12 protein-coding genes are annotated in these 14,712 nt (G+C 59.8%); 6 read left to right on the top strand and 6 right to left on the bottom strand.

The window, feature by feature from the left end:
• Positions 1 to 119: 119 nt before the first annotated feature.
• Together hisD and hisC are read left to right on the top strand one after the other, a co-directional pair.
• On the top strand, positions 120 to 1,445 hold the full coding sequence (gene hisD, locus ACYZT9_RS05195; protein ID WP_462008853.1) for a histidinol dehydrogenase: 1,326 nt from the start codon (positions 120 to 122) through the stop codon (positions 1,443 to 1,445).
• A 2-nt stretch (positions 1,446 to 1,447) separates the two neighbouring features.
• Positions 1,448 to 2,500, top strand: coding sequence for a histidinol-phosphate transaminase (gene hisC, locus ACYZT9_RS05200; RefSeq protein ID WP_462008854.1), 1,053 nt, complete (start codon positions 1,448 to 1,450; stop codon positions 2,498 to 2,500).
• A gap of 118 nt (positions 2,501 to 2,618) precedes the next feature.
• Here the strand turns inward: hisC and ACYZT9_RS05205 are convergent, their stop codons facing one another.
• The 3 genes from ACYZT9_RS05205 to algW all read right to left on the bottom strand — a co-directional run bounded on the left by ACYZT9_RS05205 (position 2,619) and on the right by algW (position 6,704).
• Positions 2,619 to 3,338 carry a DUF4198 domain-containing protein gene (locus tag ACYZT9_RS05205; RefSeq protein WP_462008855.1) on the bottom strand — a complete coding sequence of 240 codons (720 nt, stop codon included), beginning with the start codon at positions 3,336 to 3,338 and terminating at the stop codon, positions 2,619 to 2,621.
• Positions 3,339 to 3,350: 12 nt separating this feature from the next.
• Complete coding sequence (locus ACYZT9_RS05210; protein ID WP_462008856.1) at positions 3,351 to 5,456, bottom strand: TonB-dependent siderophore receptor; 2,106 nt, start codon at positions 5,454 to 5,456, stop codon at positions 3,351 to 3,353.
• 87 nt (positions 5,457 to 5,543) lie between these two features.
• A complete protein-coding gene (algW, locus tag ACYZT9_RS05215; RefSeq protein WP_462008857.1) occupies positions 5,544 to 6,704 on the bottom strand; it encodes a Do family serine endopeptidase AlgW in 1,161 nt (386 codons plus the stop codon).
• A gap of 102 nt (positions 6,705 to 6,806) precedes the next feature.
• Between algW and ACYZT9_RS05220 the strand changes: the two genes are divergently transcribed.
• The 3 genes from ACYZT9_RS05220 to cysN all read left to right on the top strand — a co-directional run bounded on the left by ACYZT9_RS05220 (position 6,807) and on the right by cysN (position 10,650).
• Entirely contained in the window at positions 6,807 to 7,565 is a 759-nt protein-coding gene (locus ACYZT9_RS05220) for a Nif3-like dinuclear metal center hexameric protein (RefSeq protein ID WP_462008858.1), read from the top strand.
• A gap of 259 nt (positions 7,566 to 7,824) precedes the next feature.
• Entirely contained in the window at positions 7,825 to 8,742 is a 918-nt protein-coding gene (cysD, locus tag ACYZT9_RS05225) for a sulfate adenylyltransferase subunit CysD (protein ID WP_462008859.1), read from the top strand.
• 9 nt (positions 8,743 to 8,751) lie between these two features.
• Complete coding sequence (cysN, locus tag ACYZT9_RS05230; RefSeq protein WP_462008860.1) at positions 8,752 to 10,650, top strand: sulfate adenylyltransferase subunit CysN; 1,899 nt, start codon at positions 8,752 to 8,754, stop codon at positions 10,648 to 10,650.
• 167 nt (positions 10,651 to 10,817) lie between these two features.
• Here the strand turns inward: cysN and ACYZT9_RS05235 are convergent, their stop codons facing one another.
• Genes ACYZT9_RS05235 through ACYZT9_RS05245 form a run of 3 tightly spaced genes read right to left on the bottom strand, consistent with a single transcriptional unit; the run spans position 10,818 to position 14,222 of the window.
• A complete protein-coding gene (locus ACYZT9_RS05235) occupies positions 10,818 to 11,723 on the bottom strand; it encodes an acyltransferase (RefSeq protein ID WP_462008861.1) in 906 nt (301 codons plus the stop codon).
• Positions 11,724 to 13,823, bottom strand: coding sequence for a phosphate acetyltransferase (pta, locus tag ACYZT9_RS05240; protein ID WP_462008862.1), 2,100 nt, complete (start codon positions 13,821 to 13,823; stop codon positions 11,724 to 11,726).
• 60 nt (positions 13,824 to 13,883) lie between these two features.
• On the bottom strand, positions 13,884 to 14,222 hold the full coding sequence (locus tag ACYZT9_RS05245) for a DUF3565 domain-containing protein (protein ID WP_462008863.1): 339 nt from the start codon (positions 14,220 to 14,222) through the stop codon (positions 13,884 to 13,886).
• Between ACYZT9_RS05245 and ACYZT9_RS05250 the strand changes: the two genes are divergently transcribed.
• Complete coding sequence (locus ACYZT9_RS05250) at positions 14,191 to 14,676, top strand: FKBP-type peptidyl-prolyl cis-trans isomerase (RefSeq protein ID WP_462008864.1); 486 nt, start codon at positions 14,191 to 14,193, stop codon at positions 14,674 to 14,676. The genes ACYZT9_RS05245 and ACYZT9_RS05250 overlap by 32 nt on opposite strands.
• Positions 14,677 to 14,712: the final 36 nt, after the last annotated feature.

A 14,712-nucleotide genomic window follows, 5' to 3' on the forward strand; every position in this document is an offset into this window, starting at 1 on the left:
GCGCGACCTTGAGTCGCGCCCGTCTATCCGCCTCATAGCCAGAATTCTCAGGTGCCCAAGCGGAAACGACTGCTAAGTTAGGGCGCCTGAGTTTTTGCCAATCCTATGAGGCTCTCGCTATGACCGCACTGACTGCAATTCGCCGACTCAACGCTGCTGACCCGGATTTCGCACATCATCTGGATCATCTGCTGAGCTGGGAAAGTGTGTCTGACGATTCGGTCAATCAGCGAGTGCTGGACATCATCAAAGCCGTGCGTGAGCGCGGCGATGCGGCGCTGGTGGAATTCACCCGACAGTTCGACGGCCTGGACGTCGCCTCGATGGCCGACTTGATTCTGCCGCGCGAACGGCTGGAACTGGCCCTGACCCGAATCACCGTGCCTCAGCGTGAAGCGCTGGAAAAAGCCGCGGCCCGCGTGCGCAGTTACCACGAAAAACAGAAGCAGGATTCCTGGAGCTACACCGAAGCCGACGGCACCGTGCTGGGCCAGAAGGTTACGCCGCTGGATCGCGCCGGCCTTTACGTACCCGGCGGCAAGGCGTCGTACCCGTCGTCGGTGTTGATGAACGCGATTCCGGCCAAGGTTGCCGGCGTGACCGAGGTGGTCATGGTGGTACCGACCCCGCGTGGTGATATAAATGAGCTGGTGCTGGCCGCCGCCTGCATCGCCGGCGTTGACCGCGTGTTCACCATCGGTGGCGCACAAGCCGTTGCCGCGCTGGCTTATGGCACTGAAAGCGTGCCGAAGGTCGACAAGGTTGTCGGTCCGGGCAACATCTATGTCGCCACCGCCAAGCGCCACGTGTTTGGTCAGGTCGGCATCGACATGATCGCCGGTCCGTCGGAAATCCTCGTGGTGTGCGACGGCAAGACGGATCCGGACTGGATCGCCATGGACCTGTTCTCTCAGGCTGAGCACGACGAAGACGCCCAGGCGATTCTGGTCAGCCCGGACGCCGAGTTCCTCGACAAGGTCGCCGAGAGCATCGCCAAGTTGCTGCCGACCATGGAGCGTGCGCAGATTATCGAAACTTCGATCAACGGCCGTGGCGCGCTGATCAAGGTGCGCGACATGGAACAGGCCATCGAAGTGGCCAACCGCATCGCGCCGGAGCATTTGGAGTTGTCGGTCGCTGACCCGCAAGCCTGGTTGCCGCAGATCCGCCACGCGGGCGCGATCTTCATGGGCCGTCACACGTCCGAAGCCTTGGGCGATTACTGCGCCGGCCCGAATCACGTGTTGCCGACCTCCGGCACTGCACGCTTCTCGTCGCCGCTGGGTGTGTACGACTTCCAGAAACGCTCGTCGATCATCTTCTGCTCCGAGCAGGGTGCGTCCGATCTGGGCAAGACCGCTTCCGTGCTGGCCCGTGGCGAGTCGCTGACCGCCCACGCCCGTAGCGCCGAATATCGCATCGTCGATGAACAGCAGGGGAACTGAACATGAGTAAATTCTGGAGCCCGTTCGTCAAGAATCTGGTGCCTTACGTGCCGGGCGAGCAGCCGAAACTGGCGAAACTGGTGAAGCTCAACACCAACGAAAACCCTTACGGTCCGTCGCCCAAAGCCTTGGCGGCGATGCAGACCGAACTCAACGACAACCTGCGTCTGTACCCGGATCCGAACAGTGATTTGCTGAAGAACGCAGTTGCCAGGTATTACGGCGTGCAGAGCAATCAGGTGTTCCTCGGCAACGGATCCGATGAAGTGCTCGCGCACATTTTCCACGGTTTGTTGCAGCACGATAAACCGCTGCTGTTCCCGGACATCAGCTACAGCTTTTACCCGGTTTACTGTGGGTTGTATGGCATCACGTTCGACGCGGTGCCGCTGGACGCGCAGTTCCAGATCAACCCGGCGGACTACGCCAAGCCGAACGGCGGGATCATTTTCCCTAACCCGAACGCACCGACCGGTTGCCTGCTGGCGCTGGATGCCATTGAGCAAATCCTCAAGGCCAGCCCGGATTCGGTGGTCGTGGTGGATGAGGCTTACATCGACTTTGGTGGCGAAACGGCGATCACGCTGGTGGACCGATATCCTAACCTGCTGGTGACCCAAACCTTGTCCAAGTCCCGTTCGTTGGCCGGCCTGCGCGTGGGGCTGGCGGTCGGGCACCCGGATTTGATCGAGGCGCTGGAGCGGATAAAGAACAGCTTCAACTCTTACCCGCTAGATCGCATGGCCAATGTCGGCGCTGCGGCTGCGTTCGAGGACCGTGAGTACTTCGACAAGACATGCCGTCTGGTGATCGAACACCGTGAATGGGTGATCTCGCAGTTGCTGGCCTTGGGCTTTGAAGTGCTGCCGTCGGCGGCGAACTTCATCTTCACCCGTCATCCGCAGCACGATGCGGCGGGGTTGGCGGCGAAGCTGCGTGAGCAGGGTGTGATCGTCCGGCACTTCAAGCAGGAGCGGATTGCCCAGTTCCTGCGGATTTCGATTGGCACGCCGGAGCAGAATCAGGCGCTGATTGACGGCCTCGGCGACCTCTAAACCGTCTTCGTCGGAACGCCGCCCGGAGCAAGCCCGCTCCCACATTGGATTTATGTGGTTCACACATCCAATGTGGGAGCGGGCTTGCTCGCGAATGAAGCACCACCGACTTCAAGCCTTATTCGTGATGCGGCTTGCCGAGGAACGTCAGCGAACTGAACAGCCCCCGGCTGCTCACCTCGGTGCTGTCCTTCACCGGCACTTCCATGTGCGCCGCAATTACATTTAACCCCTCATTGCGCACCAATACCTGCGCCCGTCCCTGGGCATCGGTCTCGGTACTCAGCGTGTTGGGCGCACTGCGATAGTCGCCCATCAACTTCACTCCCGCCGCCGGTTTGCCGTCCAGTAGAACGCGTACCGGCAACGACTTGCCCGGCCCGACCATCAGCGGATCCACTTCCGGCAAAATCAGCAGTTTCATCTGATCAAGCGCCGGTAACTTCGCCCCTGGTTGATAAATAGCCAGGCTGTACTTGAAGGTCTGGGTCGACTCGATCGCTCCCGGCACTTTGCTGCGTCCTTCGTTGACCCACTTTTTATCAGCCTTCTGCGACCACATGCCGTTATTCAATGCCACGGCCATGACCGCAGGCGGTTTCAGCGGTTGCAGGCGGGCATGGTCGGCCAGTCGTTGCACGGTCACCGGGATCATGTTGCCGTTGCCGTCATAGGCCCAGGCGCCGCTGATTTTCTGCGGCTTGAAGGCGTTGTCCTCCGCACCGTGGCCGTAAACGACTTCGATATTGCCGCGGCGTTGTTCGGTCCAGAGGCCATGAGCCGAGGCCTCGGTGGCCAGGGACAAACCCGCCAGCGCCAGATATTTGAGGGATTGCATGGTGACGTCCTTTTACAGAGTGAGTGTCAGGTTGACGGTGAAATTGCGCGGCTCGCCGGGGGTGACCCAGTAACTGCTGTACGAACGCTCGAAGTATTTCTCATCGAACAGATTGTTCAGGTTCAGGCCCACGGTGAGGTTTTCACTGGCCTTGTAATGGGCCAGGAGGTCGACGGTGTGGTAAGCCGGCAGTTCAAATTCGCCGCCGGCTTCAACCGAGCGATCACCGACATACGTGAATGCCGCGCCCACATCTGAACCGCGTAGATGACCATCTTGAAACTCATAAACCCCCAGCAGACTGCCGCTGCGTTTAGCCACGCCGAGGATGCGACTACCGGTGGGAATGACTTTGTCACCCTCAGTGACTTCAGCATCGATGTAGGCCAACGCGCCGATGACCCGCACCGCGTCGGTCAATTGGCCGGTGACTTGCAGGTCGAAGCCCTGACTGCGAGCCTTGCCCATGGCCCGGCTGGTGTCGGTGCCCGGATCGAGCGCCAGAACGTTTTCCTTCTCGATGCGGAACGCGGCGAGGGTGCCACTAAGGCGGTCGTCGAACAGCTCACTTTTGATCCCGACTTCGTAACCGACGCCTTCTTCCGGGTCGAACGATTTTCCGCTGGCGTCCATTCCGTTGTTTGGCTTGAACGAGGTGGAGGCGTTGGCGAACAGACCGACTTCAGGGGTGAGTTGGTAGAGCAAGCCGGCTCTTTGGGTCAGTGCGTCGTGGCGCTGGCGGCTGCTGGTAACGCGCGCGTGATCGTCGATGCGTTGCTCAAAGTGTTCGACGCGTGCACCGAGCACCCCGCGCAGTTTTTCGGTGAAGATGATTTGGTCCTGCACATTCAACGCCTGACTTTCTACGTGTTCGAAGAAGTCGGTGCCTGAGCGGGCGCCGTTGGGTTTCGGCTGGCCGTAGACCGGCTGATAAAGGTCGATGGCGTAGGCGCTGCCGGCAATCGTCGTGACCCGTTCGTTCTTGCGGTAGTTCTCGTATTCAGTGCCGATCAACACTTCGTGCTGCCAACTGCCGAGGTCGAACTGACCACGCAATTCGAGTTGGGTAATGCTGTCGTGCCAATCGTTGTCGCGCTCGCGGTAGCGTCGATTGATCGTGTGGCCGTCGGCGTTCAACGGACGGGATTCGGAGGCGAAGCCCCAGAGTTTGCCTTCTTTGTAATGGCTGGCGAGGCGCAGTTTCCAGCGGTCGTCGAGCTGATGTTCTAGGGCTGCTTGCAGCATGTTGTTGTGGTTATCGATGTCGCCATCGTTGGGCTCGCCGAGGAAGGTGGAGCGCGAGACGTCGCTCCATTTATTGTTCGGCGCCACGATGCCGCGGTCGAACGTCGAGCTGTGGCGGACGAATTCGCTTTCCACCATCAGGCTGGTGGCCGGGTTCAACTGCCAACTGAAGGAAGGGGCGACGAACACGCGCTGGCTGTCGACGTGATCGCGAAAGCTGTGGTTGTCTTCGACCGCCAGGTTGACTCGTGACAGCAGGTTGCGGTCGTCGTCCAACGGTGTATTGACGTCCAGAGCGGTGCGATAGCGATCCCGATTGCCGACACCGGTCTGCAATGTGGTGAAGGCTTCGGGTTGCGGTTTCTTGGTGACGATATTCACTGTGCCGCCCGGATCGCCACGGCCATAGAGACTGGCGGCCGGACCTTTGAGCACCTCGATGCGTTCGATGTTGGCCACGTCCGGTGTGCTCGGATATCCCCGGTTGGCGCTGAAACCGTCTTTGTAAAACTCGGAGGTGGTGAAGCCGCGCACGCTGTATTCGTAGAGCGTCAGGCCGCCAAAATTGTTTTGCTTCGACACGCCACCGGCAAAGTCCAGCGCGCGCTCCACGCTGGTGCTGCCCAGGTCCTGGAGGACGCTGGCAGGAATCACGCTGATCGATTGCGGGATGTCGCGAAGGGCGGTATCGGTTTTGGTTGCGCTGGAGGAGCGAGTGGCGCGGTAGCCTTTCACCGGGCCTGTCGGGGAATCGTACTCAGTGGTGACGCTGATGGCGTCCAGTTCGAGGGGCGCGGACGGTTCGGCGAAGACCGGATCCCCCAGCAAGCCAAGGGCGAGACTGGCCACGGAAACCATTGTTCGAGACGACATGTTATGTTGTTCCAATTGTGATATTGAAACAATATAACATGCCTAATGAGAATGTATGCTGTTAGCCCGGACTGCTTGGGCTAATGCTTACTGCCCTTCTTTTTCCTTCATTGGCGCGGGCGGCGGACGCAAACCGATTTCTGCGGTTAGCTTGAGCTCCTTGCCGTTACGTATCACCTGAATCGTGACTTTGTCGGTCGGCTTGATTCGCGCGACCTGATTCATCGACCGACGACCATCACCGGCCGGTTCACCATCGATGGCCAGAATCACGTCGCCCAATTGCAGGCCAGCCTTCTGCGCCGGCCCGTCACGGAAAATCCCTGCGACCACAATGCCTGGACGCCCCGACAGACCAAACGATTCCGCCAGCTCCTGGGACAACGGCTGCACTTCAATCCCGAGCCAGCCGCGAATTACCTGACCGTGTTCGATGATCGATTTCATCACTTCCATCGCCAGTTTCACCGGGATCGCGAAACCGATGCCTTGCGAGCCGCCGGACTTGGAGAAGATCGCCGTGTTGATGCCGGTCAGGTTGCCGTTGGCGTCCACCAGTGCACCACCGGAGTTGCCGGGGTTGATCGCGGCGTCGGTCTGGATGAAGTCTTCGTAGTTGTTCAGGCCCAGCTGGTTGCGGCCGGTGGCGCTGATGATGCCCATGGTCACGGTCTGACCGACGCCGAACGGGTTGCCGATGGCCAGGGCCACGTCGCCGATGCGGATGTTGTCGGAGCGGCCGACGGTGATCGACGGCAGGTTTTTCAGATCGATCTTCAGGACCGCGAGGTCGGTTTCCGGGTCGCTGCCGATGACGCGTGCCAGGGTTTCACGACCGTCCTTCAACGCGACCACAATCTGGTCGGCGCCGCTGGTCACATGGTTGTTGGTCAGTAAATAACCTTCCGGGCTCATGATCACGCCGGAGCCGAGGCTCGACTCCATGCGCTTCTGCTTGGGCGAGTTGTCACCGAAGAAGCGGCGGAATTGCGGGTCTTCGAACAGCGGATGGTTCGGTTTGTTAATGACTTTGGTGGTGTACAGGTTTACCACCGATGGCGCGGCGGTGGTCACCGCGTCGGCATATGACACAGGACCTTGCTGCATCGTGGTGGTTTGCGGGGCTTGCTGCAGGTTGACGTCAAGGCTCGGGAGCCCGACCCATTCCGGATAACGCTGGATAATCAACAGAGCGATAAGCACGCCGGCCAACAGCGGCCAGCCGGAAAAACGCAGCGCCTTGAGCATTAAGCACGTCCTGAGAGGTTGCAGGCGGTATGAGACCGCCCATAATGTCGCGCATTATACGAGGCCGCGCGCGCCTCTGAACGGGATATTTAGGAGTCTTTTATGGCCGTCGCCCTGAGCACCCTGGTCGAAGAAGCCGACCGTTATCTAAACAGTGTAAAGATTGCCGATTATTGCCCCAACGGGTTACAGGTCGAAGGTCGGCCGCAGGTGATGCGCATCGTCAGCGGCGTCACCGCCAGTCAGGCGTTGCTGGACGCTGCAGTCGAAGCCCAGGCTGATCTGGTGCTGGTGCATCACGGTTATTTCTGGAAGGGCGAGAACCCGTGCATCACCGGCATGAAGCAGCGTAGGTTGAAAACCCTGCTCAAGCACGACATCAGCCTGCTGTCCTACCACTTGCCGTTGGATCTGCATCCGGAAGTCGGCAACAACGTGCAGCTCGCGCGTCAGCTGGACATCACCGTCGAAGGTCCGCTCGACCCGGATAACCTTAAAGTTGTCGGTCTGGTGGGCTCTCTGAACGAGCCGATGACACCGCGTGATTTCGCCCGCCGCGTGCAGGAAGTCATGGGTCGCGAGCCTTTGCTGATCGAAGGCAGTGAGATGATCCGTCGGGTCGGCTGGTGCACCGGTGGCGGCCAGGGTTACATTGACCAGGCCGTACTGGCCGGGGTCGATCTGTACCTCAGCGGTGAAGCGTCCGAGCAAACGTTTCATAGCGCCCGGGAAAACGACATCAGCTTCATCGCCGCCGGCCACCACGCCACCGAGCGCTACGGTGTGCAGGCGCTGGGCGATTACTTGGCGAGACGGTTTGCGCTGGAGCACATCTTCATTGATTGCCCGAATCCGATCTGAAACGCCCCTGTAACTGTAGGAGCGAGCTTGCTCGCGAAAAACCCGAGAGCGCATCGGTGTGTCAGGTTTCGCGCGTTTTCGTAGACGACCATCGCGAGCAAGCTCGCTCCTACAGTGAGTCGCATTGCCCGAACGAGGGGGTATATTCATATACCCTTTCGATCTAGTAGGCGTCCTGATTAGAAGAGGTCGCTGTGCTAGGATTCCTCGCTCGAACACGGCCCGCTGGCCGTCCATAAGATCGTTTTCGTGAGTAGCCATGGTCGACAAACTGACGCATCTGAAACAGCTGGAGGCCGAAAGCATCCACATCATCCGCGAGGTCGCCGCCGAGTTCGATAACCCGGTGATGCTGTACTCCGTCGGTAAAGATTCCGCCGTGATGCTGCACCTTGCGCGCAAGGCATTCTTCCCGGGCAAACTGCCGTTCCCGGTGATGCACGTCGACACCCGGTGGAAGTTCAAGGAAATGTACGCGTTCCGCGATCAGATGGTCGAGGAGCTCGGTCTTGACCTGATCGTGCACGTGAACCCCGATGGCGTCGCGCAGGGCATCAACCCGCTGACCCACGGCAGCGCCAAGCACACAGACATCATGAAAACCGAAGGCCTCAAACAGGCCCTCGACAAGTACGGCTTCGACGCCGCGTTCGGTGGCGCTCGTCGCGACGAAGAGAAATCCCGTGCCAAAGAGCGCGTGTATTCCTTCCGCGACACCAAGCACCGTTGGGACCCGAAAAACCAGCGTCCTGAGCTGTGGAACGTCTACAACGGCAACGTCAACAAGGGCGAATCCATTCGTGTTTTCCCGTTGTCGAACTGGACCGAACTGGACATCTGGCAGTACATCTACCTCGAAGGCATCCCGATCGTGCCGTTGTATTTCGCCGCCGAGCGCGACGTCATCGAGATGAATGGCACCTGGATCATGATCGACGACGAACGCCTGCTCAATCACCTGAGCGACGAAGACAAGGCGCGCATCGTCAAGAAGAAAGTCCGTTTCCGCACACTGGGTGACTACCCGTTGACCGGTGCGGTCGAGTCCGAGGCCACCAGCCTGACCGACATCATTCAGGAAATGCTCCTGACGCGAACTTCCGAACGCCAGGGCCGGGTCATCGACCACGATGGCGCAGGCTCGATGGAAGAAAAGAAACGTCAGGGTTATTTCTAAGGGGTTGTCATGTCGCACGCATCTGATTTGATCAGCGAGGACATCCTCGCCTACCTGGGCCAGCACGAACGCAAGGAAATGCTGCGCTTTCTGACCTGTGGCAACGTCGACGACGGCAAGAGCACCCTGATCGGGCGCCTGCTGCACGACTCCAAGATGATCTACGAAGATCACCTGGAAGCCATTACCCGCGACTCGAAAAAAGTCGGCACCACCGGTGAAGACATCGACCTCGCATTGCTGGTCGATGGCCTGCAGGCCGAGCGTGAGCAAGGCATCACCATCGATGTCGCTTACCGCTACTTCTCCACCGCCAAGCGCAAATTCATCATCGCCGACACCCCTGGCCATGAGCAGTACACCCGCAACATGGCCACCGGTGCTTCCACCTGTGACCTGGCGATCATCCTGGTCGACGCCCGTTACGGCGTGCAGACCCAGACCCGTCGCCACAGCTTCATCGCCTCGTTGCTTGGCATCAAACACATCGTTGTCGCCATCAACAAGATGGACCTTAACGGCTTCGACGAAAGCGTATTCGAGTCGATCAAGGCCGATTACCTGAAGTTCGCCGAAGGCATCGCGTTCAAGCCGACCACCATGGCCTTCGTGCCGATGTCGGCGTTGAAAGGCGACAACGTGGTGAACAAGTCAGAGCGCTCGCCTTGGTACACCGGCCAGTCGCTGATGGAAATTCTCGAGACTGTCGAGATCGCCAGCGACCGCAACTACACCGACCTGCGTTTCCCGGTGCAGTACGTCAACCGTCCGAACCTGAACTTCCGTGGTTTCGCCGGCACTCTGGCCAGCGGCGTCGTGCACAAGGGCGATGAAGTCGTTGTCCTGCCGTCGGGCAAGAGCAGTCGCGTGAAATCCATCGTCACCTTCGAAGGTGAGCTGGAGCACGCCGGCCCGGGTCAGGCTGTCACGCTGACCATGGAAGACGAAATCGATATTTCTCGCGGCGACTTGCTGGTGCACGCCGACAACCAGCCGCAGGTGACTGACGCTTTCGACGCCATGCTGGTGTGGATGGCCGAGGAGCCGATGCTGCCAGGCAAAAAATACGACATCAAGCGCGCCACGAGTTACGTGCCGGGTTCGATCACCAGCATCGTCAACCGCGTTGACGTGAACACCCTGGAAGAAGGTCCGGCCAGTGCGTTGCAACTGAACGAAATCGGTCGGGTCAAGGTCAGCCTCGACGCCGCCATCGCGCTGGACGGTTACGCGAGTAACCGCACCACCGGTTCGTTCATCGTCATTGATCGTTTGACCAATGGCACCGTCGCCGCCGGCATGATCATCGCTCAGCCGCTGAGCCATGGCAGCAGCACGCACCACGGCAAACTGGCGCACGTGGCTACCGAAGAACGCGCTCAGCGTTTCGGCCAGCAACCGGCCACCGTGTTGTTCAGCGGCTTGTCGGGCGCGGGCAAAAGCACCCTGGCTTACGCGGTTGAGCGCAAGCTGTTCGACATGGGGCGTGCGGTATTCGTGCTCGATGGCCAGAATCTGCGTCACGACCTGAACAAAGGTCTGCCACAGGATCGCGCCGGGCGTACTGAGAACTGGCGTCGTGCGGCGCACGTGGCGCGTCAGTTCAACGAAGCCGGTCTGCTGACGCTGGCAGCCTTCGTTGCACCGAGTGCCGAAGGGCGTGAGCAGGCCCGAGACCTGATCGGCAAGGAGCGTCTGCTGACGGTCTACGTCCAGGCCTCGCCAACGGTCTGTGCCGAGCGTGACCCGCAAGGGTTGTACGCAGCGGCCGGTGACAACATCCCGGGCGATTCCTTCCCGTACGACGTGCCGCTGGACGCTGACCTCGTGGTCGACACCCAGTCGCTGTCGCTGGAAGAAAGCGTCAAGCAAGTGCTGGATCTGCTGCGCAAGCGTGGCGCGATCTAAGCGTTAGCCGTTAATAAAAAACCCGCCGATGAGTGATCATCGGCGGGTTTTTTGTGTCTGGTGATTTCCAAATGTGGGAGCGAGCTTGCTCGCGAAAGCGGTGGGTCAGTCGATATCAATATTGAATGTCAGTCCGCTTTCGGGAGCAAGCCCGCTTCCACAGGGGATCAATGTTTGGCTGGATACTCGCGGTGCATCTGATCAAGCAGCGCATCCTTGTCTTCCCACAACTGATTGATCCACCCCTGAAACTGCAATCGATACTCGCCATCCTGGTCGTAGTTCTTGCCGATAAACTGCGGCGGAATCTTCAGCTCCTGAAAATGCACCACCACGTCAGCAACGTTGCCGCAGAGCAAATCCCAGTACCCCGGACGCCCGCCCGGGTAGTGAATGGTCACGTTGACGATCGACTCCAACTGCTCACCCATCGCATCCAGCACAAACGCAATGCCGCCGGCCTTGGGCTTGAGCAGATATTTGAACGGTGATTTCTGCTGCGCATGCTTGCCTTCAGTGAATCGCGTGCCTTCGACGAAATTGAAAATGCCCACCGGGTTATTGCGAAACTTCGCGCAGGTCTTGCGGGTGGTTTCCAGATCCTTGCCTTTCTTCTCCGGGTACTTTTCCAGATAAGCCTTGGAGTAGCGCTTCATGAACGGAAAGCCCAACGTCCACCAGGCCAGACCAATCACCGGCACCCAGATCAGCTCTTGCTTGAGAAAAAACTTCAGTGGCTGGATGCGCCGGTTGAGCACGTATTGCAACACCATGATGTCGACCCAGCTCTGATGATTGCTGGTGATCAAGTACGAGTGTTGATAGTCCAGCCCTTCGAGCCCGCTGAGGTGCCAGCGGGTGCGGCAGACCAGATTCATCCAGGCCTTGTTGTTACTGATCCAGGCTTCATGGGTATGGCTCATCAGCCACAGCGAGAAGCGCTGGGTGAGGGCGAAGGGCAATACCTTGAAAATCGCTACGCAGAACAGAAACGAGCAAAGCAGAATCGTATTCAGTGCCAGCAACAACGATGCAATCACGCCGCGTACGGCGGCAGGCAGGAAATCCAGCATTTAAAGGTCCAAAGGTCGGTTGGCAGCTTGAATCGCGGTCAACGCGATGGTGTAGACGATGTCATCGACTTGCGCGCCGCGCGGCAGGTCATTCACCGGTTTACGCAGGCCTTGCAACATCGGCCCGAGGCTGACGCAATCGGCGCTGCGTTGTACGGCTTTGTACGTGGTGTTGCCGGTGTTCAGATCGGGGAACACGAACACCGTGGCGCGACCAGCCACCTGACTGTTCGGCGCCAGTTGCCGGGCGACGTTTTCGTTGGCGGCGGCATCGTATTGCAACGGGCCGTCGATCAGCAGTGAGTTCTGCTGTTCATGGGCAAGCAACGTCGCTTCGCGCACTTTCTCGACTTCTTCGCCGCTGGCCGATTCTCCGCTGGAGTAACTGATCATCGCCACGCGCGGTGTGATGCCGAAGGCCGCCGCCGAGTCAGCGCTTTGCAGAGCGATCTCGGCCAGTTCGCTGGCGCTCGGGTGTGGGTTCATCACGCAGTCGCCGTAGACCAGCACTTCTTCGGGAAACAGCATGAAGAATACCGACGACACCAAGGTGCAGCCCGGCGCGGTCTTGATCAACTGCAGGGCCGGGCGGATGGTGTTGGCGGTGGAATGAATGACGCCGGACACGAGGCCGTCGACTTCATCCAGCGCCAGCATCATCGTGCCTATGACCACGGTGTCTTCCAGTTGCTGCTCGGCCATCGGCGCATTGAGGCTTTTGCTTTTGCGCAGGGCAACCATCGGCTCGACGTAGCGTTCGCGAATCAGGTCCGGATCGAGAATTTCCAGGCCCGGTGGCAACTCGATGCCTTGGGCGCGCGCAACGGCTTCGACGTCTTCCGGTTTCGCCAGCAAGACGCAACGGGCGATGCCGCGCGCCTGACAGATCGCCGCCGCCTGTACGGTCAACGGCTCGCTGCCTTCGGGCAAGACGATACGTTTGTTGGCGGCCTGGGCGCGCTGGATCAATTGATAGCGGAACACCGCAGGCGACAAGCGCATTTCCCTGGGCGTGCCGCAACGTTGGTGCAGCCAGTTGGCGTCGAGGTGGCTGGCGACGAAGTCGGTGATGATCTCCGCACGCTCGCGGTCGTCAATCGGGATTTCCTTGTTCAGGCCATTCAACTGGTTGGCGGTGTCGTAGGACCCGGTGCTCACCGACAACACCGGCAAACCGGCCTGCAACGCGCCACGGCACAGGTCCATGATGCGCGGGTCGGGCAGGGTGTCGCTGGTCAGCAGCAGGCCAGCCAACGGCACACCGTTCATGGCGGCGAGGCTGACGGCGAGGATGATGTCGTCGCGGTCGCCGGGCGTCACCACCAGTACGCCGGGCTTGAGCAGCTCCACGGTGTTGCGCATGGTGCGGGCGCAGATGATGATTTTGGTCATGCGCCGGGTTTCGTAATCACCGGCATTGAGGATTTGCGCACCCATCAGATCAGCCACGTCGCGGGTGCGTGGCGCGTTCAGTTCCGGCTGGAACGGGATGCAACCGAGCAAGCGGAAATCACCGCTGCGCAGCAACGGCGAATGCTCCTTCAGGCGAGAGGCGAAGGCCTCCATGCTCTCGTCGGTCTTGACCTTGTTGAGGATCACGCCGAGGACTTTCGGATCCTTTGGACCGCCAAACAATTGCGCCTGCAACTCCACGCGGCCGGAGAGCTCGGTCAGCACTTCGTTTTCCGGCGCCGAGACCAGGATCACGTCGGCGTCGAGGCTCTTGGCCAAATGCAGATTGACCCGCGCGGCGTAGCTGGCGCTGCGGGTCGGGACCATGCCTTCGACGATCAGCACATCCTTGCCGATGGCCGCTTCCTGATAGAGCGTGATGATTTCTTCGAGCAGCTCGTCAAGTTGGCCGTCGCCCAGCATGCGCTCGACGTGGGCCAGGCCCAGCGGCTGAGGCGGTTTCAAACCGTGAGTGCGCGCCACCAGCTCGGTGGAGCGTTCAGGCCCGGTGTCACCCGGATGGGGCTGGGCGATCGGTTTGAAGAAACCGACTTTGAGGCCGGCTCGCTCAAGCGTACGTACCAGCCCGAGGCTGATGGAGGTCAGACCCACACCAAAATCGGTGGGCGCGATAAAAAAAGTTTGCATGCGGATTCTCTGGAGGTGCATGGCAATGGTGACGACCTATGGCTGGTCGACTACCGAAATTCAGTCGCCAAGGTTATCGCTAACCGAGCCTTGTGCGCACCAACCACATTCAAAGGGTCGGCCTATTTTTTCAATACGTTGCGCGGGGTCAAGGACCCAGGCGCGCGATTGCCAGGGTGGCTGGTGCCGCAAGTGTTGCGTGTGGCCGCAGGACAGCTCGGCCACCCAATGCCCGTCCTCGTCCTGATGGAAACCGGTGACTGTCGAGCCTTTGGCCGCAATCCGTCTGTCCGGGTTGTGTTCGCTTTCGGACGATTGCTTCGCTAAACTTGGCCTTTCTAAATTCTTATGCAAAAGGTCTCGCCCCATGCTGATCGCCGCCAATAAGGCTGTCTCCATCGACTATACCCTGACCAACGACGCTGGTGAGGTCATCGACAGCTCCGCCGGCGGCGCGCCGCTGGTCTACCTGCAAGGTGCTGGCAACATCATCCCGGGCCTGGAAAAGGCCCTGGACGGCAAAGCAGTCGGCGACGAGCTGACCGTAGCCGTTGAACCTGAAGATGCCTACGGCGAATACGCTGCCGAACTGGTCAGCACCCTGAGCCGCAGCATGTTCGAAGGCGTCGACGAACTGGAAGTGGGCATGCAGTTCCATGCTTCCGCTCCGGACGGCCAGATGCAGATCGTCACCATTCGCGATTTGGATGGCGACGATGTCACCGTCGACGGCAACCACCCGTTGGCCGGTCAGCGCTTGAATTTCCAGGTCAAGATCATCGACATCCGTGACGCCAGCCAGGAAGAAATCGCTCATGGCCATGTCCATGGCGAAGGTGGCCATCACCACTGATTTTCTGCGCTAAGCTTTCGATAACTGGAGAGGCGC

Source organism: Pseudomonas sp. ZT5P21, assembly GCF_054897785.1.

Bases quoted from the DNA above. Each gene is read 5' to 3' on its own strand.
- hisD (WP_462008853.1), top strand. From the start codon at position 120: ATGACCGCACTGACTGCAATTCGCCGACTCAACGCTGCTGACCCGGAT.
- hisC (WP_462008854.1), top strand. From the start codon at position 1,448: ATGAGTAAATTCTGGAGCCCGTTCGTCAAGAATCTGGTGCCTTACGTG.
- ACYZT9_RS05205 (WP_462008855.1), bottom strand. From the start codon at position 3,338: ATGCAATCCCTCAAATATCTGGCGCTGGCGGGTTTGTCCCTGGCCACC.
- ACYZT9_RS05210 (WP_462008856.1), bottom strand. From the start codon at position 5,456: ATGTCGTCTCGAACAATGGTTTCCGTGGCCAGTCTCGCCCTTGGCTTG.
- algW (WP_462008857.1), bottom strand. From the start codon at position 6,704: ATGCTCAAGGCGCTGCGTTTTTCCGGCTGGCCGCTGTTGGCCGGCGTG.
- ACYZT9_RS05220 (WP_462008858.1), top strand. From the start codon at position 6,807: ATGGCCGTCGCCCTGAGCACCCTGGTCGAAGAAGCCGACCGTTATCTA.
- cysD (WP_462008859.1), top strand. From the start codon at position 7,825: ATGGTCGACAAACTGACGCATCTGAAACAGCTGGAGGCCGAAAGCATC.
- cysN (WP_462008860.1), top strand. From the start codon at position 8,752: ATGTCGCACGCATCTGATTTGATCAGCGAGGACATCCTCGCCTACCTG.
- ACYZT9_RS05235 (WP_462008861.1), bottom strand. From the start codon at position 11,723: ATGCTGGATTTCCTGCCTGCCGCCGTACGCGGCGTGATTGCATCGTTG.
- pta (WP_462008862.1), bottom strand. From the start codon at position 13,823: ATGCAAACTTTTTTTATCGCGCCCACCGATTTTGGTGTGGGTCTGACC.
- ACYZT9_RS05250 (WP_462008864.1), top strand. From the start codon at position 14,191: ATGCTGATCGCCGCCAATAAGGCTGTCTCCATCGACTATACCCTGACC.
- ACYZT9_RS05245 (WP_462008863.1), bottom strand. From the start codon at position 14,222: ATGGAGACAGCCTTATTGGCGGCGATCAGCATGGGGCGAGACCTTTTG.